The 24407-nt window shown below is 43.5% G+C and carries 19 protein-coding genes; 7 read left to right on the top strand and 12 right to left on the bottom strand.

Annotated elements, in window-relative coordinates:
* Positions 1-312: 312 nt before the first annotated feature.
* Positions 313-1227: a protease HtpX gene (htpX, locus tag ACP69U_RS00405; protein WP_238033860.1), complete on the top strand. Its 915-nt coding sequence runs from the start codon at positions 313-315 to the stop codon at positions 1225-1227.
* Between the two features lie 104 nt (positions 1228-1331).
* On the opposite strand, the gene ACP69U_RS00400 is transcribed toward htpX, so the two are convergent.
* Entirely contained in the window at positions 1332-2606 is a 1275-nt protein-coding gene (locus ACP69U_RS00400) for a saccharopine dehydrogenase family protein (RefSeq protein ID WP_055124939.1), read from the bottom strand.
* Positions 2607-2912: 306 nt separating this feature from the next.
* Positions 2913-4151, bottom strand: coding sequence for a carboxynorspermidine decarboxylase (locus ACP69U_RS00395; RefSeq protein ID WP_426137463.1), 1239 nt, complete (start codon positions 4149-4151; stop codon positions 2913-2915).
* 90 nt (positions 4152-4241) lie between these two features.
* Here ACP69U_RS00395 and ACP69U_RS00390 point away from each other — a divergent pair, with 90 nt between their 5' ends.
* Positions 4242-4907 (top strand): DUF924 family protein, encoded by a 666-nt coding sequence (locus ACP69U_RS00390; RefSeq protein WP_426137462.1) that lies wholly within the window; start codon positions 4242-4244, stop codon positions 4905-4907.
* Between the two features lie 302 nt (positions 4908-5209).
* On the opposite strand, the gene ACP69U_RS00385 is transcribed toward ACP69U_RS00390, so the two are convergent.
* The 3 genes from ACP69U_RS00385 to lpxB form a co-directional block, all read right to left on the bottom strand.
* Positions 5210-6439: a CAP domain-containing protein gene (locus ACP69U_RS00385; protein ID WP_426137461.1), complete on the bottom strand. Its 1230-nt coding sequence runs from the start codon at positions 6437-6439 to the stop codon at positions 5210-5212.
* Between the two features lie 272 nt (positions 6440-6711).
* Entirely contained in the window at positions 6712-7566 is an 855-nt protein-coding gene (locus ACP69U_RS00380) for a ribonuclease HII (protein ID WP_426137460.1), read from the bottom strand.
* A 73-nt stretch (positions 7567-7639) separates the two neighbouring features.
* Positions 7640-8947 (bottom strand): lipid-A-disaccharide synthase, encoded by a 1308-nt coding sequence (gene lpxB / locus ACP69U_RS00375; RefSeq protein ID WP_426137459.1) that lies wholly within the window; start codon positions 8945-8947, stop codon positions 7640-7642.
* A gap of 427 nt (positions 8948-9374) precedes the next feature.
* Here lpxB and ACP69U_RS00370 point away from each other — a divergent pair, with 427 nt between their 5' ends.
* Positions 9375-10457: a 3-deoxy-7-phosphoheptulonate synthase gene (locus ACP69U_RS00370; RefSeq protein WP_045446373.1), complete on the top strand. Its 1083-nt coding sequence runs from the start codon at positions 9375-9377 to the stop codon at positions 10455-10457.
* 159 nt (positions 10458-10616) lie between these two features.
* On the opposite strand, the gene pepN is transcribed toward ACP69U_RS00370, so the two are convergent.
* Positions 10617-13217 carry an aminopeptidase N gene (gene pepN / locus ACP69U_RS00365; RefSeq protein ID WP_426137669.1) on the bottom strand — a complete coding sequence of 867 codons (2601 nt, stop codon included), beginning with the start codon at positions 13215-13217 and terminating at the stop codon, positions 10617-10619.
* A gap of 395 nt (positions 13218-13612) precedes the next feature.
* On the opposite strand from pepN, the gene ACP69U_RS00360 reads away from it, so the two are divergent.
* The 3 genes from ACP69U_RS00360 to ACP69U_RS00350 all read left to right on the top strand — a co-directional run bounded on the left by ACP69U_RS00360 (position 13613) and on the right by ACP69U_RS00350 (position 15808).
* Positions 13613-14209, top strand: a complete 597-nt coding sequence (locus ACP69U_RS00360) for a DUF6231 family protein (RefSeq protein ID WP_426137458.1) — start codon at positions 13613-13615, stop codon at positions 14207-14209.
* A 155-nt stretch (positions 14210-14364) separates the two neighbouring features.
* Positions 14365-14883, top strand: a complete 519-nt coding sequence (gene pal / locus ACP69U_RS00355; protein WP_045452798.1) for a peptidoglycan-associated lipoprotein Pal — start codon at positions 14365-14367, stop codon at positions 14881-14883.
* A gap of 121 nt (positions 14884-15004) precedes the next feature.
* Complete coding sequence (locus ACP69U_RS00350) at positions 15005-15808, top strand: 4'-phosphopantetheinyl transferase superfamily protein (protein WP_426137457.1); 804 nt, start codon at positions 15005-15007, stop codon at positions 15806-15808.
* 118 nt (positions 15809-15926) lie between these two features.
* Here the strand turns inward: ACP69U_RS00350 and ACP69U_RS00345 are convergent, their stop codons facing one another.
* On the bottom strand, positions 15927-16847 hold the full coding sequence (locus tag ACP69U_RS00345) for a hypothetical protein (protein WP_201581435.1): 921 nt from the start codon (positions 16845-16847) through the stop codon (positions 15927-15929).
* A gap of 630 nt (positions 16848-17477) precedes the next feature.
* Between ACP69U_RS00345 and ACP69U_RS00340 the strand changes: the two genes are divergently transcribed.
* Positions 17478-18236 carry an IclR family transcriptional regulator gene (locus tag ACP69U_RS00340; RefSeq protein WP_426137456.1) on the top strand — a complete coding sequence of 253 codons (759 nt, stop codon included), beginning with the start codon at positions 17478-17480 and terminating at the stop codon, positions 18234-18236.
* 75 nt (positions 18237-18311) lie between these two features.
* Here ACP69U_RS00340 and mmsB read toward each other — a convergent pair whose 3' ends face one another.
* The 5 genes from mmsB to ACP69U_RS00315 form a co-directional block, all read right to left on the bottom strand.
* Entirely contained in the window at positions 18312-19256 is a 945-nt protein-coding gene (gene mmsB, locus ACP69U_RS00335; RefSeq protein ID WP_426137455.1) for a 3-hydroxyisobutyrate dehydrogenase, read from the bottom strand.
* A 123-nt stretch (positions 19257-19379) separates the two neighbouring features.
* Positions 19380-20621, bottom strand: a complete 1242-nt coding sequence (locus ACP69U_RS00330; RefSeq protein ID WP_426137454.1) for an enoyl-CoA hydratase/isomerase family protein — start codon at positions 20619-20621, stop codon at positions 19380-19382.
* A gap of 83 nt (positions 20622-20704) precedes the next feature.
* Positions 20705-21487: an enoyl-CoA hydratase gene (locus tag ACP69U_RS00325; RefSeq protein ID WP_426137453.1), complete on the bottom strand. Its 783-nt coding sequence runs from the start codon at positions 21485-21487 to the stop codon at positions 20705-20707.
* Between the two features lie 81 nt (positions 21488-21568).
* Positions 21569-22729: an acyl-CoA dehydrogenase family protein gene (locus ACP69U_RS00320; protein ID WP_426137452.1), complete on the bottom strand. Its 1161-nt coding sequence runs from the start codon at positions 22727-22729 to the stop codon at positions 21569-21571.
* 63 nt (positions 22730-22792) lie between these two features.
* Positions 22793-24277: a CoA-acylating methylmalonate-semialdehyde dehydrogenase gene (locus tag ACP69U_RS00315; RefSeq protein ID WP_426137451.1), complete on the bottom strand. Its 1485-nt coding sequence runs from the start codon at positions 24275-24277 to the stop codon at positions 22793-22795.
* Positions 24278-24407: the final 130 nt, after the last annotated feature.

Genomic DNA, 24407 nt, shown 5'->3' with positions numbered 1-24407 from the left:
AGAGCGTCAAATAAAAAACCTCAACAGTGAGTGCTCATTATACCTGCTCACTATTTTCGTTTTAATTTTTACTTTTGGCCCTTTACTATTTAAACCGTCAAAAAATAATTGTTTTCACCTTTTAGATGTCGCTATTCTTTATTTTCATTCTTTGCTCTCTAACTATATCACTGTATTTATACGGTTAACTGGGATTGTTATTTATCAAAATAACGCCATTTATGTAAAGTAAAAACATATATAAAAATATAATACCTCATAGAGTATTATGTCTTAAAGCTGTATTTAAATTTAAATGAGGAAACTGGCATCATGATGCGTATCGGATTGTTCTTATTAACCAACTTAGCGGTGATTGTGGTATTTAGCATCGTGTTTGGTATTTTATCCAGATTTTTTGGAATTGGTGGCGTACATGGTGCAGGCGGGCTAAATTACACCAGCCTTGCCATTATGTGCGGCGTATACGGCATGGTTGGTTCGATGGTATCACTATTTATCTCGAAGTGGATGGCCAAAAGATCAACGGGGACGGTGGTTATTGAAACGCCAAGCAATGCCACTGAAAAATGGCTGGTAGATACGGTCGCTAGACAAGCGCGAGCGGTAAATATTGGCATGCCAGAAGTGGGGATTTTTAATAATTCTCAGCCAAACGCGTTTGCCACAGGCTGGAATAAGAACAAAGCGTTGGTCGCTGTTTCATCTGGCTTACTGCAAAGCATGACACCCGATGAAGTAGAAGCGGTATTGGCGCATGAAATTGGTCACGTGGCAAACGGTGATATGGTCACCCTTGCGCTCATTCAAGGCGTAGTGAATGCCTTTGTGATGTTCTTTGCGCGTATTATTGGTAGCTTCGTCGATCGGACGGTGTTTAAAAACACCAGTGATAGCCCAGGTATTGGCTACTTCATCACGAGTATTGTGATGGATATTTTACTTGGATTTTTGGCATCTGCCATCGTAATGTGGTTCTCGCGTCTACGCGAATTCCGTGCGGATCAGATGGGTGCAAAGCTTGCTAGCAAAGACAAAATGATTAGTGCGCTTGATGCCTTGCGTCCTTCTGAGCAGCGTCCAGATCAAATGCCTGAGAGTATGAAAGCATTTGCTATTTCATCAGGACAATCTACGGGCTTTAGTATCGCGAACCTCTTCCGCTCACATCCAACGCTGGATGACCGTATTGCGGCGTTGAGAAATTATAATCCTAATGAAGGGTAATGACAGGATCAGCTCCCCTACCTCCTCGTAAAATTAACGTAAAAACCCAGACAACAAAAAAGCCTATCTATAAAAGATAGGCTTTTCTAAATCAAACTCGTTATTTAAATATCAAACGCTAACGCTCTGTCGCCTTCGCTATCTTTGATACGCGTTGGCAAACCAATCTTATTCAGCAGATTGATAAATGGCTTGGCATCCAGCTCTTCGACGTTGACCATTTTGCCAGCATCCCACTCACCAGTTGCGACCAGAATCGCAGCAGCGACGGGTGGTACACCTGCGGTATAAGAGATACCTTGGCTACCGACTTCGTTATAAGCGTCTTTATGATCTGAGATATTGTAAATAAATACCTCGCTATCAACGCCGTTGATTTTGCCTTTGACTTTGTCACCGATGCAGGTCTTGCCCGTATAGTTCGGTGCAAGAGAGCTTGGGTCTGGTAGAACCGCTTTCACTACTTTTAATGGGATAACTTCTTGCCCTTCAGCAGTCATCACCGGCTGCTCAGAGAGTAGACCCAAACTTTGTAGCACAGTGAATACATTAATATAATGCTCACCAAATCCCATCCAAAAACGGATATTTGGTACGTCTAAATTGGCGGATAACGAATGCACTTCATCATGACCACTTAAGTAACTGTTTTGCACGCCGACCACTGGTAAATCGTCAGTACGCTTCACTTCGAACATTTTATTAGACTGCCACTTGCTGTCCTGCCAAGAGTAAACCGTACCGGTAAATTCACGGAAGTTAATCTCAGGATCGAAGTTAGTAGCGAAGTATTTACCGTGGCTGCCAGCATTGATATCAATGATATCGATATCCGTCACCGAACCTGCATCCATCATGTCATAGCCAAGACGCGCATAGGCGTTGACCATACCGGGGTCAAATCCTGCCCCTAAAATCGCCGTGACATTATTATCCGCACAGCGCTGTTTGCGCTGCCATTCATAGTTGTCATACCATGGCGGCGTCTCACAAATCTTGCGTGGATCTTCGTGAATGGCGGTATCGATATAAGCAACACCTGTCTCGATACAAGCTTCCAATACCGTCATATTGATAAATGCCGAACCGACATTGATGACGATTTGGATACCCGACTCTTGAATCAGCTGTATCAGCGCCTGAGTATCCATAGCATCCACTTGGTGCGTATGCAATACCGCAGGCTGCTTGAAGCTATTCTTATCTTTCACGCTTTGGGCGATGGCATCACATTTATCTTGCGTGCGCGAGGCAATATGAATCTCGCCAAGGATGTCGTTATGCATCGCACATTTATGCGCGACCACTTGAGCGACACCACCGGCTCCGATGATGAGTACGTCTTTTTTGCTAGATTTGGCTTGTTGGTTTGTGTTCAATGAACAATCCTCCTTTGTGTCTCTGTCGATACCATCGATAGTGGCGAGTCAAAACAGAAACGAGTGAATGATATGCGTGAATTAAAAAGGAAGACCGAGGAAAACCCACGCACCCGTCGGGCAAAGCAGCATTTGATGACTGGCTTTTGCCCGTGGCGATTATAACAATTTTTATGAAGACATCGGTAAAAATAATGTATAAAAAACAGACGAGTTAAATTCATTCAAAAAAAACTTAAGTCTTTGTTTTCTAAAACTTAAGTCTTTGTTTTCTAAAACTTAAATCGATTTATCGACACAACTAAATTAAGACAAGCTGGCTTTGTAATCTTGATAATCAAATTCGCGCTGCACATCTATACTGCCATCTAGACGACGAATCACAATCGCCGGCATATTAACACCATTGAACCAGTTCTTTTTCACCATGGTATAACCTGCGGCATTACCAAAGGTTACGGTATCACCTATTTTTAGGTTATTTGGCAAGGCATACTCACCAAAGATATCGCCCGCCAAACAAGAACGACCATAAATAATCGTATTATCAGCTGACTTAGCGTTCTCGCTGATGGGTGCGATATTGGTAGGGTCGATATCAAGAGAGGCAATATTCATTAAATCACTATTCACAGCCGCTATCGGCGCTGACTCACGGTAAATTAGCAAATCCAGCATATGTGCTTCAATGGATGAATCTACTACAGCGAGATTTTTTTCATTGTGCATAGTATCTAAGACGGTCGTAACCAATGATCCAGCACCATGGATACTTGCCTCACCCGGCTCCAAATAAACTTGTACATCATATTTTTCACTAAAGCCTTTTAACCTGTTAGCCAGTTTTTCTAGTGGATAATCAGGCGCGATAAAATGAATACCGCCGCCCAAACTCACCCACTCAAGCTGCGCTAAAACATCGCCAAATCTGTCTTCGATATCTGCCAAGCTGGCACTAAAGGCTTCAAAGCTGTCATTTTCACAGTTGTTATGAATCATTACCCCACTAATGTCATCAAGTACCACTGCAATCTTGTTTTTATCATGTTCGCCCAAACGGCTAAAAGGACGCGCAGGATCAGCAATGATAAAAGACGAATTGCTGGTTTTTGGGTTTAAGCGCAGCCCAACTGGTATATTTTTTGCCGCAGCTTGGTCTTTAAATGCATTGAGTTGCGAGATTGAGTTAAAGATAATCTTATCGGCATAGCTCAATACTTCATCGATCTCATCAGCGCTATAGGCAACGCTGTAAGCATGAGTTTCTTTTTTATTATCACTGTCTTTACCTTTACCAAAAGTCTCGTAGCCAAGTCTGACTTCATTCAGTGACGATGAGGTTGTGCCATGCAAATAAGGTTGCATCACATCGAACACGCCCCAAGTTGCAAAGCATTTGAGCGCTAATAATGCTTTAGCGCCTGATAGCTCACACAGCCGTGAGATAATCTGCATATTGGCAACGATTGCCGCTTCATCGAGCAAATAATAAGGCGTGGGCGGTAGAGGTGATTGGGTGGTGTTTAGCGAAGTTTTTGCATTCATAAGAGGTTACCTAATAGCTGCTGTTGGCATCATGACAGACATAAATATTTGCGCTATAGTAGACTAAATTCATCATAATTAGAATATCTTATGTCACTATCAACCGATTATTCCACTGCTACTAGCCAAGCTTATTCATCGCAGCTCGACCCAAAAAATATTCATTTAGAACATCTTGATGCTAATGCGCGTGCAGTACTGGAGTTTTGGTTCGACAAAGACAATGAGCAATATTGGTTTGCGCAAAATGATGCTTTTGATAAGCAGATAAAGGATAAATTCGGTGACATCTGGCATGCGGCAAAACAAGGTGAATGCATGACATGGCGTATCGCCAACGCACCAACCGATAGCAATAGCTCCATCACGGCGTTGGCAGGCAGACTCGCAGAAATTATTGTCTTAGATCAGTTTTCGCGTAATTTGTGCCGCGGGCAAGCAGGCGCTTTTGCACAAGATAGTATGGCTATCGCATTGGCACAAGAGGCTATTGGACAACCACACTTTGATACATTACCGACTGAATGGCGCAAGTTTATCATCATGCCATTTATGCACTCTGAATCATTGATGATCCATAAGCACTACTTACCATTGTTTGAAAAATTACATGATGACAATACGCTGGATTTCGAAAATCGTCATAAAGATATCATTGAACAATTCGGTCGCTATCCGCATCGCAATGACATTTTAGATCGCGAGTCAACGGATGAAGAAGAGGCCTTCTTGCAACAACCGAACTCATCGTTTTAGCGCTTATATATCTATATGATTGATTGCAATATGGTTTATTGCAATATGATTTATTCTAATATAGTTACTTCAACTCAAAAGAAGTGTGAAGTACAAGGCAACCAAGTATAGGCATATACACTATTTCAAGCGAGGTGAACGCTGAAATTTTTTATAGTGCAATGGATTGACTATGATAATAAAGCAAGGGCTGAATCAGATAACTGGTTCAGCCCTTGCTTTATTTTACTTACTCTTTAGATACTTTCGTTCAGATTGGTGCTTTTATTCAGATTAAGAACGCGTCTTAGTTCACCTAATTATTAGTTGACTATCCCTGTCGTAAAGGTAAAGCTCTCACGCTCGATAGTTTTATGATCCACTAAAATATCAAAGCTGACACGGTAGTCACTGTTGCCATGTAAACCACAGTTTTTGCCTTTTTTACTGGCAATCTGGCAGCTTTTTAAATTATCAGTGATTGGTAATATAAAAGCCTCGTTTGCTGGTAGTGCATTTGCCGTATTTTTATAGGGATCTTGGCGATAGTCTAGCAGCTCAATCGGTACATCGATATTTCGCTGGATATCATGGAATGTCACATTGCTGATATCAATCGTTTGAGCGGATGGCATATTGATATAAATGGGTTGCCCGATAGGATCCACTCGCAAGTCACGTCCTGTATGCTTGACAGGATCTGGCGTCTCATTATATAGCGCGGTTACTGTATCCGTCACGCCTTCACATGGATAAGTAAATACGCCTTTAACCGTATTATCTTTAGTCGCTTGGGTCGCTGCTGCATGGTTGACCAATACATAACCTTGGTTATTCGCCGCCTCTTTATTGTATGGCTTATAGATAACCACGCCAGCACCCGTCACGCTTGCACTAGGCATCATTAATGAACGCAAATGGTAAGGCGCTGCCAGCAAGGACTTTGCCATCGAGCCTGCCACAACATCCGAGCGAATAAGATTGCCTGCTGAACTATAGTGGATAGATTGGGCGATATTTTCAGTCACACCATATCGTACATTTGGGTAATTTGCGTTTGATAAGCGATCGGTAAAACTGAGCCCACCAAAAAATGGATTATTGCTACTGGTAACGCCCGAAATATCTGCAATCTTATTTTCGTAATGCCCGCTGAATGCGGTCGGTGAGCTATTGGCAAAGACGTATTTAATATAATTTGCATGTTTAATAGCAACATCATCAAGCGCGGTATCAACAGATAAGCCGCTCAGACCACAGCTGGCACGCGCCAAACTGAACTTATTGTTGGCAATTAATGCAGCCTTTACCTCATTAGTAGCAGTCGTACTATCAGGTTGCTCGCCAACATTATCGCTTGAATTGTCGCTTGTATTATCATTGGGCTGATCGTTTGGCTCGATAGCAGGTGGGTTCGGACTTGGCGCATTAGTATTAGAGCTGCTATCAGAGCCCCCACCGCCCCCACCACAAGCCGTTATAAATACTGTCAAAAAAAGCACTGCAGCAAGATTTTTCTGTGGCGTACTGATTAATAGCGTACTGAGCGTCATTTTTTATCCTATAGAATAATAGCGCGTATATAAGTCAATAAATGCCAGCGTTAAGTATGCGGACATAAGCTGCTAATATCACAGTATTGAATTTATTTGTAATGGCATTGTAATACAGTCCATAAATTTTTACTTGGTGTTTGTTGAAGACTGATAAGTTCATTATAGACTGTCTTATTTTTAGTCATGACTATGTCCGCTTAGGCTATTTTAAAGAAGCACGCTCAGCTTAACGTTTATTTTTAAGTGCTTTCTTCTTAAGTGATTTGTTCTTAAGTGGCTTTCTCTAATGACTTTCTGACTGGTGCAAAACTACGTCTATGCGCAGATAATACGCCGTATTTTTCGATTGCCTCTACGTGTGCGCGTGTTGGATAGCCTTTATGTTTGGCGATACCGTATTCTGGATGCTCGGCATCAAGCGCATACATGGCTTTGTCACGGCTGACTTTAGCTAATATACTGGCGGCAGCAATGCTGGTATGACGCGCATCGCCCTTTACCCATGCTTGGCAATCGATAGTCGATTTGTCTATACCCAGTTCAGCGAGCATTGCCTCATTTAATTCAGGGCAGCGATTACCATCGAACAAAACTTCGACCTGCCTCATAGAGTTGACAAGATGATGAGCAATGGCTTTTAACAATACTTCGGTACATAAGCGCATACCGAGCATCGTCGCTTGCAAGATATTGACTTGATCGATGACCGCTGCTGGGATCTCGGCGACAACATAACCAATAGCATGCTGCTGAACCAACGGATAAAGACGGTCACGCTTCTTTTCACTCAGCTGCTTGGAGTCGGTCAAGATAGATAATGGCGTGTCCTTTAATGGCTGCATCTCAATCAATCCTGACCAAGTTTTAGGCAATATCGCAGCAGCCACATTGACGCTACCGAGCAACGGCCCACGTCCTGCTTCATCAACGCCTATTTGTAGCGTTGACTGCTGTAAGCCTTGCTCCACCTCGATCGGATACTGAGCAAGTAGCTCATCAATATCTACCTGACCCGATAAACGAATAGGCTCAACCAGCTGTAGATATTGACCTTTGATATCAATTTGCTCAATACTTATATCAATCGGGGTAACGGAGTTGTCGGTTTGGTACTGGTTACTCATAGGGGCGCGGTATCTTTGTTATCAGGTATCATTGTGATTAATAGAAGAAGAAATGATCGCAATCAATAATAGCTTAAATCCGATGTTTCGCTTGGATAAACCATTGCTCAATCACACTATTAGCAGGATCATGATTACTCTGCTGTTGTAATAAGTGCTTGGTGGCGATGAGATCTTTTAATTGCTCAGCATAGGCACGCGGTTGTAGTAGCCGCATGACCGTACGACAGATATTGTCGCCACTCGCCTGCTCTTGAATCAACTCAGGAACGATTGCAGTATCAGCCAAAATATTGGGCAGCGCCACATAAGGCACTTTGACCAAGCGTTTGGCAATCTGATAGGTGAGTTTATTTAATTGATAAACCACCACCATCGGTCGCTCTAATAGCATCGCCTCTAGCGTTGCAGTACCAGATGCCAGCATTACAATATCTGAGGCTGCCATCGCTTGCTGACTAAAGGCTGGCTGGCTATCATCATAGACCACCACAATGGCAGCACGCAGTTGCTCTGAGCGCTGATCAATAACATCTTGGACGATGTATTGGTGATTCTGGTCGACGGTCGGAATGATAAAGCACAGCTTGGGTTCAAGCAATATCAACTTTTGAATACCATCTAACATCAATGGCAAAATAGCCGTGATTTCACCGCGCCGAGAGCCTGGCATTACACAAATAAGCTGGCTGACATCGTCAAATCGTTCAATAAAAAACTGCTGCAAGCCATCGTTGTGCCAAACCAGCTCACTACGGCGCTGATTGATCGGTGTCTCTAATAATGTTTGATCGATCGTACGCAACAGCGGATGACCAACACATATTGCTGGATGATTATGGCGCTCATAAACGGACAGCTCAAAGGGGAACAAACACAACACAAGGTCGGTCGCTGCTTTAATATTATGAATACGTGACTCACGCCATGCCCAAATAGAAGGGCTGACATACTGCACGCAGAATACGCCTTGCGGTTTTAATTTTTTAGCCACTCTAAGATTAAAATCAGGCGCATCAATGCCAATAAACCAATCAATATCAGCGGCTTTAAATGCGCTCAATAATTCACGGCGAGCTTTAAGCAAGTCAGGCAATTGCGCCATGACTTCTACCAAACCCATCACCGCCAAACGCTCCAACGGAAAAATGCTGTGTAGCCCTTGCGCTTGCATCTTTGTACCACCAACACCGACCCACACAATATCACCACGTAGATTATTCATCTGCTGCATAAAGTCTGCGCCCAAGCTATCCCCTGACACCTCACCTGCGACGATACCGATGACCAATGGCACAGTCTGTAATTCAGCACTTCGAATTTCAGTCTCTATTTGGTCTATAAGGTTATGATATTGATCAGGCGTAGCAGAATCTGTCATGACAAGCTCTCGATATTAAAAAATACAATAAATGCATATAAAATAAATGAATGATTATTATAAAATACGACGCATAAAATCTGCGTGAAAGCTCTGTGATACATAAGCATTCGCCATACTCACTATTTTATCGTCATACCTTTTATGTTGTCATCATACGTGACGATGATACAAATAGCTAAATTAGCTGATAAAAGCCAGAAATAACTACTTAACGGGTTAATTCGTTTTTCTATACGGACAGATAAATTGAGTAACAATCTTGCTTGTTGAAGCGCTCATATACGATTGGCGCTGAACAAGTATAACTAAGTTTTGGTTTCCTCATTCCAGTTATCAGTCAATTAACTGCGCGACTGCCCTTGTCAACCAACACTTTTGTCCGCATAATGAAACTCCCTATAAATCAGCTAGACGATATATAACCATGACAACATCAGTTACCCATAATGCAGATATTGACGACGTGAATATTGAAAAGTTCATTCCTTTGATCACTCCCGCTGAGCTAAAAACTGAGCTACCTTTATCAGATGCAGCCTATAAAACCGTATTAAACGGTCGTAATACCATCCAAAACATCTTGGACGGTAAAGACAAGCGCCTCTTTGTGGTCATCGGCCCCTGCTCTATTCATGATATCAAAGCCGCTCACGAATATGCCGATCGTTTGGCCATATTAGCAAAAGAAATCGAAGATAGCGTGTTTGTGGTGATGCGCGTATATTTTGAAAAGCCGCGCACAACCGTTGGCTGGAAAGGCATGATTAATGATCCTGATATGAACGACAGCTTCGATATCGAAAAAGGTCTGCGTACTGCCCGTAAGCTACTGCTCGATTTGAATGAAAAAGGTCTTCCTTGCGCCACCGAAGCATTAGACCCGAATACCCCGCAGTACATGCAGGATTTGATCAGCTGGTCAGCGATTGGCGCACGTACCACTGAGAGCCAAACGCATCGTGAAATGAGTTCAGGCTTATCGTGCCCAGTAGGCTTTAAGAATGGAACAGACGGCGGCATGACAGTCGCTGTTAACGCAATGCAAGCCGTAAAAGAAGGTCATAGCTTCTTAGGTCTGTCAGCAGATGGCAAAGTCTCAATCATCAAGTCTAAAGGCAATCCTTACGCGCATGTGGTACTTCGCGGTGGTAACGGCAAGCCCAACTATGACGAAACTGCGGTTGCACAAGTGGAAAACGAGCTGGCAAAAGGTAAAACCAATAGCAAGATTATGATTGACTCAAGCCATGCCAACTCAGGTAAAGACCCATATCTACAGCCGATGGTTATCCAAAACGTTGCGGAACAAATTCAAAACGGCAATAAATCTATCATCGGTATGATGATTGAGAGTCATCTAAAGGGCGGCAATCAAAAACTGACGGCTGACTTAAGCCAGCTCGAATATGGCAAGTCTATCACTGACGGTTGCTTAGATTGGGATAGTACGGTCACTGCCCTGTATAATCTACGTGATATGGTCAAAGACGTTTTGCCTAACCGTTAATATTGACAGTCCCTCATCACGATAAAGATCACTCTATCTTGATGAGTTGCTCAGCAAAAAGCCCGTCTGACATGATATGTCAGACGGGCTTTTTTGTACGCTTTAACTTATTAGATTATCACGTTTAACTTTTCAACGTAACTGATAAAATATTACGCTTTATACATTTGCCGCACCTAAAACACTGTTTAGACTTTCAAGTACGTGCTTAGAAGAAGCTTGCTTTTGCAACTCAATCAACCGCTCATGCGCCATTTGACGACGTGGCTCCGCCAAGGTATTCCAACGCGCTAGCACTTGCAATAAGCGCGACGCCAAAACAGGATTGGCATCATCCAACTTTTTAATCACACCAATATAAAGCTCTAACCCTTCTGCCGTCCATAAAGCCGTTGGCTGCGAGGTGAAGGCGCTGACCACTGAGCGTACACGATTGGGCGTATTCCAATCAAAATCTGCGTGAGCGATCAAGGATTGGATAGTATCAGCGGTCACAGTATCAGCAGACGCTTGCACACTAAACCATAAATCGATGACCAAATCATTATTTTGGAAGCGATTATAAAAGTCCGCTAAATACTCATCAGCATTTAGCAGTTGATGATTGACCATCGCTTTCAACGCGCCGAAACGCTCCGTCATACAGCTTGCATCATCATACTGCTGCTGCGCCCATTTATCTGCGCCATCGACATTTGCGGTCAGCGCCATATCGAGCACCACATTACGCAAGGCACGGGTGCCACGAGCTTCGGCACTATCTTCATAAGACTGCATAGGTAGCTGCTCATAAAGCTCAGCCCATTGATCTTTTAGCGCCTCTGCAAGCTGCTGATACAAGTCGTCGCGCTGCGCTTTCACCAATGCTGGATCGTAATCTTTATGAATAGCAGACGCCAGCTCTTGCGCTGATGGAATATCAAGCAAGCGGGCAGCCAACATCGCATCCTCAGCCGCGAGCACAGGCAATGTCTGCGCTAGTGCTTGCAGATAGATGTCAGAACTGCTCTTCTCGCCTTGACCTTGCAGCAAGATACGATTGACCAGCATCTGCGTCACTTGCCAGCGGTTAAAACCATTGGTTTCATGTTTGAGCAAAAATGCCAAATCTGCATCTTGATAATCATAATTGAGCTGTACTGGCGCACTAAAATCACGTAGCAAGGATACGACAGGCTCACGCGCTATATTTTTGAAGGTAAAGGTTTGCGTGGCTTGATCGAGTAGCAGCATACGCTCAGCCACAATGTCACCACTGTCTTTATCAAATAGCGCAGTCGCGACCGGAATAGGCAAGGGTTTTGGCGCAGCAAAGCCACTGACATGACGGGTTTGCTGATTTAACGTAATCGTCAGTGTCTGCGCTGCATGGTCATAATGTTGATGACCAGACACCATTGGTGTGCCTGGCTGACGATACCAGTCGATGAAGCTTTCAATCTTGCTATCAGTGATGCTAAGCGCAGATAAAAAGTCCTCAACCGTGACTGCTTGCCCATCATAACGACGGAAATACTCATCCGTGCCTTTACGAAAATTCTCGGCTCCTAACGTATTGGCAATCATGCGTACGATTTCAGCGCCTTTCTCATAAACAGTCGTCGTATAAAAATTATTAATCTCGACAAAACTCTCAGGGCGTACCGGGTGCGCCAGTGGTCCTGCATCCTCCGCAAACTGATGAGCACGCAAGGTCGCCACATCGTCGATACGCTGTACGGCACTCGACTGCTGATCCGCTGAGAATGATTGATCGCGGTAAACAGTAAAGCCTTCTTTTAAGCACAATTGAAACCAATCACGACAAGTGATGCGATTGCCTGTCCAGTTATGAAAATACTCATGGGCAATGATGGCTTTCACACTAAAGCTACGCGCATCCGTTGTCGTCTCAGGACTGGATAACACACAAGCGGTATTAAAAATATTTAGACCTTTGTTTTCCATTGCGCCCATATTAAATTGACTCACTGCAACAATCATATAGCGATCTAAATCGTAGGCACGACCATAATTGATCTCATCCCATTTCATCGAATCTTTCAACGCTTGCATACCGACATCACATTTATCGATGTCAGCAGACTTTGCGTATATTTCCAGCAACACCTCACGACCTTCGCTGGTGGTATAAGAATCCGTCAATACGTCTAAATCAGCGACAACACAGGCAAATAGATAGCTTGGCTTATTGGTTGGATCATGCCATATCGCATAGTGACGGTCTGGGGCATCTGCCACTTCACCCGCTTCAACCAAGTTACCATTGGCTAATAGTGTTGGGTAACGCTTATCCGCCTCAAGACGCGTGGTAAATATCGCCAATACATCGGGGCGGTCTGGATAAAAGGTAATCTTGCGAAAACCTTCAGGCTCGCACTGAGTGACAAACATCGTCTCATCACCACTGCCCGCCATATAGAACCCTTCAAGTGCGGTATTGGTCTGCGGACAGATGCGTACTTGAATCTCTAAAAAAACCTCATCAGGTGCATTAGCAATCGTCAACGTACCTGCTTGTTGTTGATAACCCTCAGCCATCAATGGCTTACCATTCATCGTAATGGCGATCAGCTCCAACTCCTCACCAAACAATACGAGATCTCCTGCTGTTTGACGTACCATCTTCAGTGTGCTGTCTACCTGTGCATGATTTTCGAACAGTTTAATATCTAAATCAACCGTTTCCACATCAAAGCTAGGTTTCTGGTAATCTTTTAAATTAATTTTACTTGGTGTATGCGGTGGCACATCTGGCATATCAGGATTAATGATTTGAGCATCAGTTTCAGCAATAGACATGGGTATTCCTATTATTATTTGTGGCAAAAAATATATACGGTAAAAAGCGGGATAATTTAGGTTAAGGCAAGTCATCAATTAGCATAATTTTATGACCATTAACATGATAATGGTATCTTGCTACATTGACCTAAACTGCCAAATTTCAAGAGCAGGTCCCAATTTTATTATGTCCATCGTCCATGACACTTATCAAAATGCGATGGCAATGAGAGAGTCGATATATCAAAAGAATGAGAGAGTCGACATATTAAAAGAGCAGCATAATCAGCATCAATCACCCATTGGATAATCGCGATTAAAATGATTTAATAGGGTCACTGATGACCAACACTCGATAAACGGCCTATTATATGATAAAGCAAACTGCCAGTCGCTCAGACATTACGTTACCATTATTGATAGATTACGTTGAGGCTCTTTTGCCCTCACTAACCATACAAGCGAACGCATCCACAACCATTGAATCTACTGATAATGACACTGAGTTGCTGTGGGTCGTCCCAGACCAAAATGCGCGGTTAGCATTAAAGACACTGCTAAAAAATACCCGCTCACCACAAATATCGACACTATTAGAGCTCAATCAACGACAATTGCCTGAACGTTATGAGCTCGCCTGTTTTTGGTTGCCCACACTCTCACCAGAGTTGCTGCAGCAGTATATTCCGCTGCTCATGCGCTATCGAGATCTTTATGCGGCACACCTGCTCATAGCCCTTGATGGCACCCTAGATTTAAAAGCTTATGGCTTTACCCCATTTGATATCTTGCATGAGCCATCTTTAGAGATGAATACTACTGAGCAAACAGAGCAGCCTTTATCTGTAAAGTCATCAGCGTCCGCCAGACTTTGGCAGTTCAATTTATATGATTATAAACAGTTGCCAAATTGGTTAAATGCGGATTATTGGGCCAATCCTGAAAATTGGGGCAAGCACCGCTGGTAGTGGATCTCATATCTATCTGTAAATTCTAGCATTATTTACAGTAATACTACTTACATAAAGTAACATTTAGTATATGATAGATAGCAATTGCCTAAGTTTTATCGTAAGCAGTTCAAAAAAACAATTTTAATTAATTAAAATTTTAGGAGCTCATTATGTCAACCAGTTTTTCTAAGATCGCAGCCCTCGCTGTATTATCAAGCGCTGTGGCACTAACCACAGGTTGTGCGACCAAACGTGCTACCTCTGAAGTCGTGGTTGCCCCACTAGGTATCCCAGGTGGTCAAGTTGGATACACTGGCGCAGTCATCGTAGATAACTCAAGCGCGGTTATTATGGGCGCTGAAAACCTACAGGCGGTTGTTTACTTTGCTTTTGATAGCAGCGAAATTACTTCACAAGCAGCGAGCATTCTTAATCAACATGCCAGCTTGCTAAACTCAAATCCAGCAGCCAGCGTTGTTATCGCAGGTAATACTGATGATCGCGGTAGCCGTGAATACAACATGGCACTAGGTGAGCGCCGTGCTGCAGCAGCACGTGATTACCTTGCTACTCAAGGCGTCGCAGTAAACAATATCCGCGTCATCAGCTATGGTGAAGAGCGCCCTGCTGCCGCTGGTAATACTGAAGAAGCTTATGCACTAAATCGCCGTGCTGAATTGTCTTACTAACACCAGTAAAACCAATCACAGTCGATAAAGCTCAACATATTTTATAATTGAAAGCCCAGCAATAATATATCGCTGGGCTTTTTGCATATTACTAAGCGAACCAATCCAATAGATATAATCAATGATGCCAAGCTCTATCTTAAACCTGACCCATGTCCAATATACCCAGCTCGATCCTGTAACGTGGTGCGCCACTGCACAAGTAAGCGAGTGTTCATCCCTCAACTTTAAAAGACTGTGGGATGAATTACTGTGGTCATCCGCGAACAATATATTGCAGGTAGATTTTCAGAAAATTTACGAGCTTAATTGGCATTACTGCCTATCACCAGTAAGTTTATCAACGCGTGAAATGGCGCAGCATCAACGTCAACTACAACGTAAAGGCGTTCGATTATTGCTACAACAATTACTGGATCAGCTAAAGTTGCGCGATACTCTGGATGAGTCAAACTTCCCGTATCGGCTTAGCAGCAGTGAATATTACGTATGCTTTAGTCATACAGGCAGCAAGAATCACCATGATATTAATCAAAATACTGTTCAGACAATTGATACATCATTGAACAGTAAAGTAACAGTGGTCATTAGCGGTCACCGTCCCATTGGTATTGATATTGAAACCAATCATGTAGCATGGCGCGTGGCACAGCGGTTTTATTCTGAGCATGAAATGGCTGCTTTACAAACACTGTCCCCACTTCAGCGTGAGATTATCGCTAAATTACTGTGGCAAATAAAAGAAAGTTTTATCAAAATTCATCAATACAAACTGGCACAAGGGTTAGGAATAGATTACTCCTACCTGATTGCTGATTTGATTCATGCTATTAGAGAACCGTCATCTTTAATGTTCATAGCAGACGTTAAATCCGATTACCATATCGCGGTATTGTCAGCGCAACAAACCATCGTTGTTTTCTAGACCATTTACACCTGTTATTCATTCTAACAACTACCCTTTCACAGACAAAAAAACGACCCTAAAAAGGATCGTTTTTTCTTACTCTTCTTCTAATAACAGTACTTAAACCGTGATTAGATTAGAAACGGTAAGTTGCACCAAGCTTAACAATTGGCATCCACTCAAGATAGTCTTTATCTTCAAGCTCACGCTCAGCAAGTTTAGCAACTTGACCAGCATTTAAGCCTGAATCTACACCACCTGGAGTAACACCATTATCAATATTCACATTTCTTTCTGGGTCAACTGCATTTACAGTCGCGTTAGTTTTACCCATATAGGCTGCGCCGATTTCGCCGAATACACCCCAGTTGTTACCGATGTTAGGACGGAAACCGATAGTACCATAAGGTGCTAGTTTGTTACGATGTTCCATAGTACCTTGTAAAGAACCTACACCGTTTTCGCCATCAGCAACAAACGTTCTATCGTTAATTTTGTATACGCCGCCATCTGGATTAGCAGTTACGTCGATGTCGTTGTCAGGTACAATGATACCAGCACCCATTGTAAACCAGTTACCAGTAGGACGTAATTGCACACCTAGGTACGGGTTGCTGAAGTCAGAATCAACGTCATAGTTTACGTCGTTTGCGTCAAAGTCACCGCCGAATAGGTCAGCAACATCGCCACCAGCCCAACCAGCTTGTAATTCAGTTTTCTCATTTAGTGACCAACCGATGTTAGCACCATAACCTAGTGTACCAACTTCAGCGCTAACAGAAGCTGGGTTGATAGCAGTTTGGAAGAAAGTCTTAGTACCACCGACAACAGCACCAGTAGTATTGCGAACGATACCAGCGTCAGCATTGTATGCATAAGCAACAGGCTCAGCTTCATATGCAACAGCAACAGGCTCAGCTTCATATGCAACAGCAACAGGCTCAGCTTCATACACAACTGCATCGTTACCATCAACAACGATAACAGGTTCAGCAGCTAGTGCAGCAGTTGACGCTAAAACGGCAGCAGAAATTGCTGTTAATTTAATAAGTCTCATAAATACTCTCCTAAAGTGTGGAATAAGTCGCCCATAAAAAATGACAATCTAGCTTTTTTTAAATCGATCATTTTGTTGAGCAGATTAAAACAATTTTGGCCGGAAAAGTCACCCCTCTAGGAGCGCTTTTTATTTGCCGTTATGTAAAGATTGCATAGATATTGTAATAATTACTACACCAATCTGCAAAACTTCGACTTTCTGTTACACAATGCTCTTAAAGTAACTCAAAAGCGCAAACATGAATATTGGTTAGCTTAATCTTCATGTAAGGATATTACAAAATATGTCATTATAATGACCTACCTCTTTATTTAACTCAATAGCAGTTATATAGCTTATTACTACAGTTTGTTGTGTTTTGTGAGTTGGTGTAGTAATTATTGCTTTTAAAAAACTTTTCAGAAAAATAAAGCATTAGCATAAATTTTCAATATTGTATGACTTTGTGACGTTAGTATTGATACATTTAGTATTGGCATATAAAGTAACTAGATCTTGTCTAGGCTTGATATTATGCTAAATTAGAGGTTAGGGAAAATGTGTCGCAAGGCTGCGTATTTACTTTTATCTGTTAATGCCTTGTTGTATTTCCTACTGTATTCTTTTTATTCTTATTGAGCCACTCATATGCCTAAAGTATCGTCGATTACCCGTGTGTTAGAGATTATCGAGGCGGTTTCCTATGCCTCAAAACCGCTCTCGCCACTTGAGCTATCGCAAGAGCTTGATATTCCAAAGCCGACCATTCATCGATTGATTCAAAATCTGCTCGATGAAGGGTTTGTGACTGTGGATATTGGCGGCGGTATTATACCGGGCAAGCGAGTACGCAACTTGGGTGTTGAGCTTTGGCAGCAGCGATTGTTCTTTAATGAGCGACAAATGATTTTGCAAAAGCTGGTTGATGAGCTAAAAGAGACTTGCGGGATCGGTGTGCCTTATCAGATGAACATGATCTATACCAACCGTGCAAATACGACCTTGCCAATACAGATCTATTTGCCAGTGGGCGCAAAATCTCCAATGTGGTGTACAGCGACTGGCAAGCTATATTTAAGTCAGTTGCCGCGCACAAGCCGCGACAAAATACTGCAAAACCTGTCATTGGATAAGTTTACCAAAAATACGATTACCGATATCGATGCGCTAAACGCTGAGCTTGATCGTATCGCTGAAACAGGTATTGGTATCGATAATGAAGAGTTTATTTCTGAAATGGTGGCAATCGCCGTACCGATACGGGATAGAAAGTCGCGCTACCTTGCTTCGCTATATCTTCATGCACCGACCATACGAGTGTCTTTAGATGATCTCTTAACCCATGTCCCACGACTGCAAAAAGCAGCGAAAGATATTCAGTCGCTTGTCTATAACCTACCCAGCTAGATGATGCAATATAAGCAAAAAAAAGGTCTGCATTCAGATAATAATACAGACCTTTTTCATAGGTACTTTGATAATTTAAGTCAATACTGAGCTGTCATGTCGCCCCATAATGCTCGAAAAATCTTTGTCGCCATTGTCAATTGCATGTGCTTCATATAGCTCTGTCGCTTTAGCGCCCATCGGTGTCTCTACCTGAGTATCTTCAGCGGTCTGCATGGCAAGGTTAAGATCCTTTTGCATGAGCTTACTCATAAACCCGCCTTGATAGCCATTGCTAGATGGGACATTCTCCATCACTTGCGGATAAGGGTTGTATACCTCTAGCGTCCAGTTACGACCTGAGCTTTGCAGCATAATATCTGATAGCACTTTAGGGTTCAGACCGTTTTTGACACCTAAGTTAATCGCCTCTGCTGTTCCTGCCATCAGAATGCCTAACAGCATATTATTACAGATTTTTGCCACTTGTCCTGCGCCATGCTCGCCTGCATGAAAGATGTTTTTGCCCATCACAGCCAGTATCGGCTCAGCTTTGGCAAAGGCATCAGTGCTGCCACCGACGATAAAGGTTAACGTACCAGCGATAGCACCGCCCGTACCACCAGAGACTGGGGCATCTAAGAAGTCTATGCCAAGCTTGCTTGCCGCCTCCGCCACTGTTCTTGCATCAGCCGCTGCAATGGTACTGCTGTCAATCACCAATGTGCCCTGTGGTAACTCTGCAAGTAGACCGTCAGCGCCATTATCTCCTAAATAGACAGAATGGACGTGCTTGCCAGCAGGCAACATACTGATAACGACCTGTGCATGACGTGCAGCATCTTTAGGACTGTCTGCTACACTGGCACCTGCTTGCTGCAAGCGCTCAGTTGCTTCTGCGGATAAATCATAAACCGAGAGCGGGTAACCTGCTTTTAACAAGTTCTCTGCCATTGGTGCGCCCATATTACCAAGCCCAATAAAAGCAATATTTGGCTTAGTAGTATCGTTATCGGTGGCATTTACATCCTTTGTATTCATCTCATCATTCCTTGATGGTTAGTATTAATCATGCACGCAGGCGTTGCTACACATATAGCTGTAAACTATTTAATAGAGTGTAATTTTAATTTGATGTCTATATTGAATTGATAAATTCAATTTTTAACGCACAGACTGACTGCCTAAAGCCTCATCACCCAACCAATCGCCTAACGGATGCTCATCTTTAGCATAAGGGTTCACAAAGTGCTGCTGTATGTACGCCTGCCCTTCGCTACTCAAGCAGTCTGCTAGTGAGCGTGACCACTGTGGATTACGATCTTTATCAATCAGTAGCGCACGTACGCCTTCTTTAAAGTCAGGATTGGCGGCACAATGTACAGCGACATTGGCTTCTAAATACAGAACTTGCTCTAGCGATAAGTCAGTGACTTTATAATAAAGCGCATAAGTTAAAGCAGCAGTAACTGGACAGCCATGTCGATAAGTTGCTACAGCCCTCTGTGACCAGCTGTCGGCAGCAAAATCTGCATCAAGTTGTGCAAGCGCCTCATCGCTTTGTAATAGCGCATCAATATCACCCAAACCGCCACTGTTCATCAGCTGCTGGATAGCACGCCAATGCTGCGCCAACTTACTAGCAGGTATCTCAGCAACAGGCTGCGCCGCTAATGCTCGGCTCACGATACTATGGGCGCTGTTATTATTTTCTTTATAGCTTTCTTTATTGTCTGCATTAGCTGCCGGTTGCCAGTCACTTTGCTTCAGACGTTGCATGATGGCATCATAATCAGAGCTGGCAACTGCATATTCTGCTAAGTTGGCTAATAATGCATCACTGCCATTACACATCGCACCCGTTAATCCTAAGAATAAACCCGTTTTAGCAGGCATGCGCTGCAAGAACCAGCTGCCAGAAGCATCAGGGAACAGTCCAATGGTCACTTCTGGCATGGCAAAGCGGGTACGCTCGGTGACTAAACGATGACTACAGCCTGCCATCAGACCCATGCCGCCACCCATGATAATGCCATCACCCCAAAGTATTAATGGTTTAGAGTAAAAGTGCATTTGTCGATAAAGGTTGTATTCATTACCGAAGAACTCTGTCGCATACGGGTTTGGCAGCGGTGCATTTACAGACATACTGTCATAGAGTTTACGTATATCACCGCCCGCACAAAACGCTTTATCCCCTGCACCTTTTAAAACAACCGCTATTATCTGAGCATCAGTTTCCCACTGCTCTAGTTGCTGTGATAATAATTGACACATCTTGACGCTTAACGCATTGAGAGATTTGGGTGTATTTAACGTCATTATCCCAATCAGATGACCACAATCTGTCGGTTCTGTATTAAATAATACTGGTGCATCTTGGGCGCATTCTTTTGTCTCTGTCATATTTACCGTCATAAAAAAGGACCTACAAAATTAAAAAGGGCAACATCAAAATCAAAGTTTATTTTATAAAACCACAGCTGATTTTATTTATTTTGCCAAATGGGTTTACGCTTTTCTAAGAACGCTTGCACGCCTTCACGCTGATCCATGGTATCGAATAACTTAACAAAGGCTTCACGCTCATGGATAAGGTTTTGCGCAGGCGGTGTGTGTCTTGCCGCTTGAATAAGTGTTTTGGAATAACTGACCGCAACCGGTGATTGCTTACCAACTTTTTGCGCCAATGCTTGTGCTGTTTGTAATCCTTCACCTTTTGCAGTGACTTCTTCGACTAAGCCAATGCGTAGTGCAGTCTGGGCATCGACGCGCTCGCCGCACAATATCATGCGCTTTGCCCAGCCTTCACCAACGAGAGCCGTTAGATTTTGCGTGCCGCCTGCGCATGGCAATAAGCCCACACCAGTCTCTGGCAATGCCATTTGGGCATGATCTTCTGCAATACGAATATCACAGGCTAGCGCACACTCAAGACCACCGCCCATCGCATAACCATTGATCACGGCGATACTAACGCCACGATAGGCTGACAGCGCTTCAAATGCTTCACCAAAGGCTATCGCCATACTGATCGCACGACCTTTATCACCATCTGCAAAATTATTTAAATCGGCACCTGCTGAAAAGAACTTCTCGCCATCGCCATGAATAATTATCGCATAGACTTCATCATTAGCATTGAGGTCAGTGACCAGTTGCTTAAGCGCCAGTAGACTGTCCATCGTCCACGTATGAGCAGGTGGGTTATTTAGGGTTAGCGTTGCAGTATGACCATCAATCGATAGTTTTAAGTTGGTATAATCCGTCATGAAATATCCTTGTTATAATTTTTTATAAAATTGCTTTATCCATACATTCGAATAGGCAAACTATCTATTTATATAAAATGGTTAACGCAGCTGACTTAACGCATCATCTTGTAGCAGCTGGCGTGAGACAATCACGCGCATAATCTCATTGGTACCTTCCAAAATCTGATGCACACGCAAGTCTCGCACATGACGCTCAAGCGGATACTCATTAAGATAGCCATAACCACCATGCAGCTGTAAGGCTTCGTTGGCGACATCAAAACACAAGTCAGTAGACAAACGCTTTGCCATTGCACAATAAGTAGAGGCTTGAACATCGTTATTATCGACTTTGCTCGCCGCTAAATAGAGCATTTGCCTTGCGGTAATGGTTTGGGTCAGCATATCAGCAAGCTTAAACTGTACCGACTGTAAGCTAGCAATCGGGCTGCCAAACTGACTGCGCTCTTGTACATAATTGGTCGCTGTCTCAAGCGCCGCTTGCGCAGTACCGACTGCACAGATACCAATATTAATCCGCCCGCCATCTAGCCCTTTCATGGCAATACGAAAACCTTGACCTTCCTCGCCGATGAGATTTTCTACTGGCACTTTGACATCTTTAAAGCTAATCGTCCGTGTCGGCTGTGCTTTCCAGCCCATTTTATGCTCGTTTTTGCCGTATTCGATACCAGCACTGTCTGCATCAACGACGAATGCTGAAATCCCCTTTGGACCTGTAGCGCCCGTACGTGCCATAACGACCAACACATCGGTGGAGCCTGCGCCTGAGATAAAGGTTTTTTCGCCGTTAAGAATATAATGCTCGCCTTGCTTATCGGCTTTGGTACGCAGTGATGCGGCATCAGAACCGGCATTAGGTTCCGTTAGACAATAGCTGCCCAGCCATTCACCACTAACCATATTTGGCAAATATTTTTTGCACAATGCATCACTGCCAAACTCACCAATCATCCAGCCTGCCATATTATGAATACTCATATAAGCAGCGACCGCGGTATCACCCCATGCTAACTCCTCAAACACCATGGCAGAATCTAAACGCGGCAATCCCAAGCCATCATATTCAGGGTTGGTATATAACCCTAAAAATCCAAGCTCGCCTGATTTTTTAATGACATCAATCGGAAAATGCGAAGTGCGATCCCATTCAGCGGCATTGGGCTTTAGCTCTTTTTGTGCAAACTGTCTAGCAGTTTGGCGAAAGGCAATTTGGTCATCGGTCAATGAAAAATCCATGGGGTCATCCTTGTGCTGAATAGAGTGTATTAAAGCGTCAATGCAAATATAGGTGATTCAGCGTTAAATTGAAATAGTCGTATTAACACCGCGACTTGCTTCATCATCAAACCAGCGCGCCGTAACCGTCTTGGTTTGGGTATAAAATTGCACCGCCTGCTTACCATAAGGACCCAAATCACCAAGCTTACTAGCGCGTGAGCCTGAAAACGAGAACATTGGTAGTGGCACAGGAATCGGCAAGTTAATACCAATTTGACCGACTTGGATATCTTGTTGGAATTTATGCGCTGCAGCCCCTGACTGAGTAAAGATAGCCGTACCATTACCATGTGGATTGGCGTTGAGTAATTCAATCGCTTCATCTAAGCTGGCAGCACGCATGATACACAGGACTGGTCCAAAGATTTCTTCTTTATAGATTTGCATGTCCGCAGTAACATTATCAAAGATAGTCGGCCCTACGAAGTTACCCTTTTCATAACCTTCGACCATAATGCCACGACCATCAAGTATCAAGCTCGCCCCTTCTTCTACCCCTGTGCCAATCAAATGCTCAACACGCGCTTTTGCGGCAGGAGAAATAAGGGGACCCAAATCTTTATCATGCTTACCAGCTGAGACGATTAAACCTTCTGCTTTGGCCTTGATATCATCAATCCACTCACCTGCAGCACCGACCAATACTACAACCGATAGCGCCATACAACGTTGACCAGCAGCACCAAATGCCGCGCCTGCTAGTTGATTCAGCGTTTGCTCTTTATTGGCATCCGGCAGGATAACGCCATGATTTTTTGCGCCCATCATACACTGTGCGCGCTTACCTGACTGACTGGCACGCTCATAAACGTGTTTGCCGACGTTGGTCGAACCCACAAAAGAAACTGCTTTGATATCAGGATGATCACAAATCGCATCAACGGTCGCCTTGCCACCATGTACGACGTTTAGCACGCCTTCAGGTACGCCCGCTTCTATTGCCAGTTCAACCAAACGCATCGTGACCATTGGATCTTGCTCAGAAGGTTTTAGGATAAAAGTATTACCCGTCGCAATCGCCATTGGGAACATCCACAGAGGAATCATCGCTGGGAAGTTAAATGGCGTGATACCCGCACAGACGCCTAATGGCTGCCAAATACTATAAGTATCAACGCCTGATGCAACGTTCTCAACGAAGTCACCAATTTGTAAATTGGCAATACCAGCAGCATGCTCAACCACTTCTAAACCACGGAATACATCACCGCGTGCATCAGCAATAGTCTTGCCCTGCTCTGCGGTCAAGATTTCTGCCAGCTCATCCATGTGGTCGCGTATCAATGCTTGATACTTTAAAAAGATACGGGCACGTGTGGTAATGGGCGTTTTGCGCCACGTTTGAAACGCTGCTTGAGCAGCAGCGACCGCTTGATTTATTTCATCGTCAGTAGTTTGCGGAACTTTGGCTATGACTTCTTGCGTGGCAGGATCGGTGATATCAATCCATTCACTGGTATTAGAATCAACAAATTGACCATTGATGAGCTGCTTGACGTGGTGCATAAGATATCCTTATCTTGTTTGCGAGACTACCCTTTAGCGGTGTCTTAATATTCAAAAAGAGAGAAAAAATGACGAGCTTTTATCGATCAAACGTATTTTATAAAATGATTTATTTTGTATCGTTATTGAC

The sequence above is a fragment of the Psychrobacter sp. TWR1-1-1 genome, assembly GCF_049895865.1.
GTDB lineage: Bacteria > Pseudomonadota > Gammaproteobacteria > Pseudomonadales > Moraxellaceae > Psychrobacter > Psychrobacter immobilis_A.
This window is presented reverse-complemented; position numbering and strand designations above follow the sequence as displayed.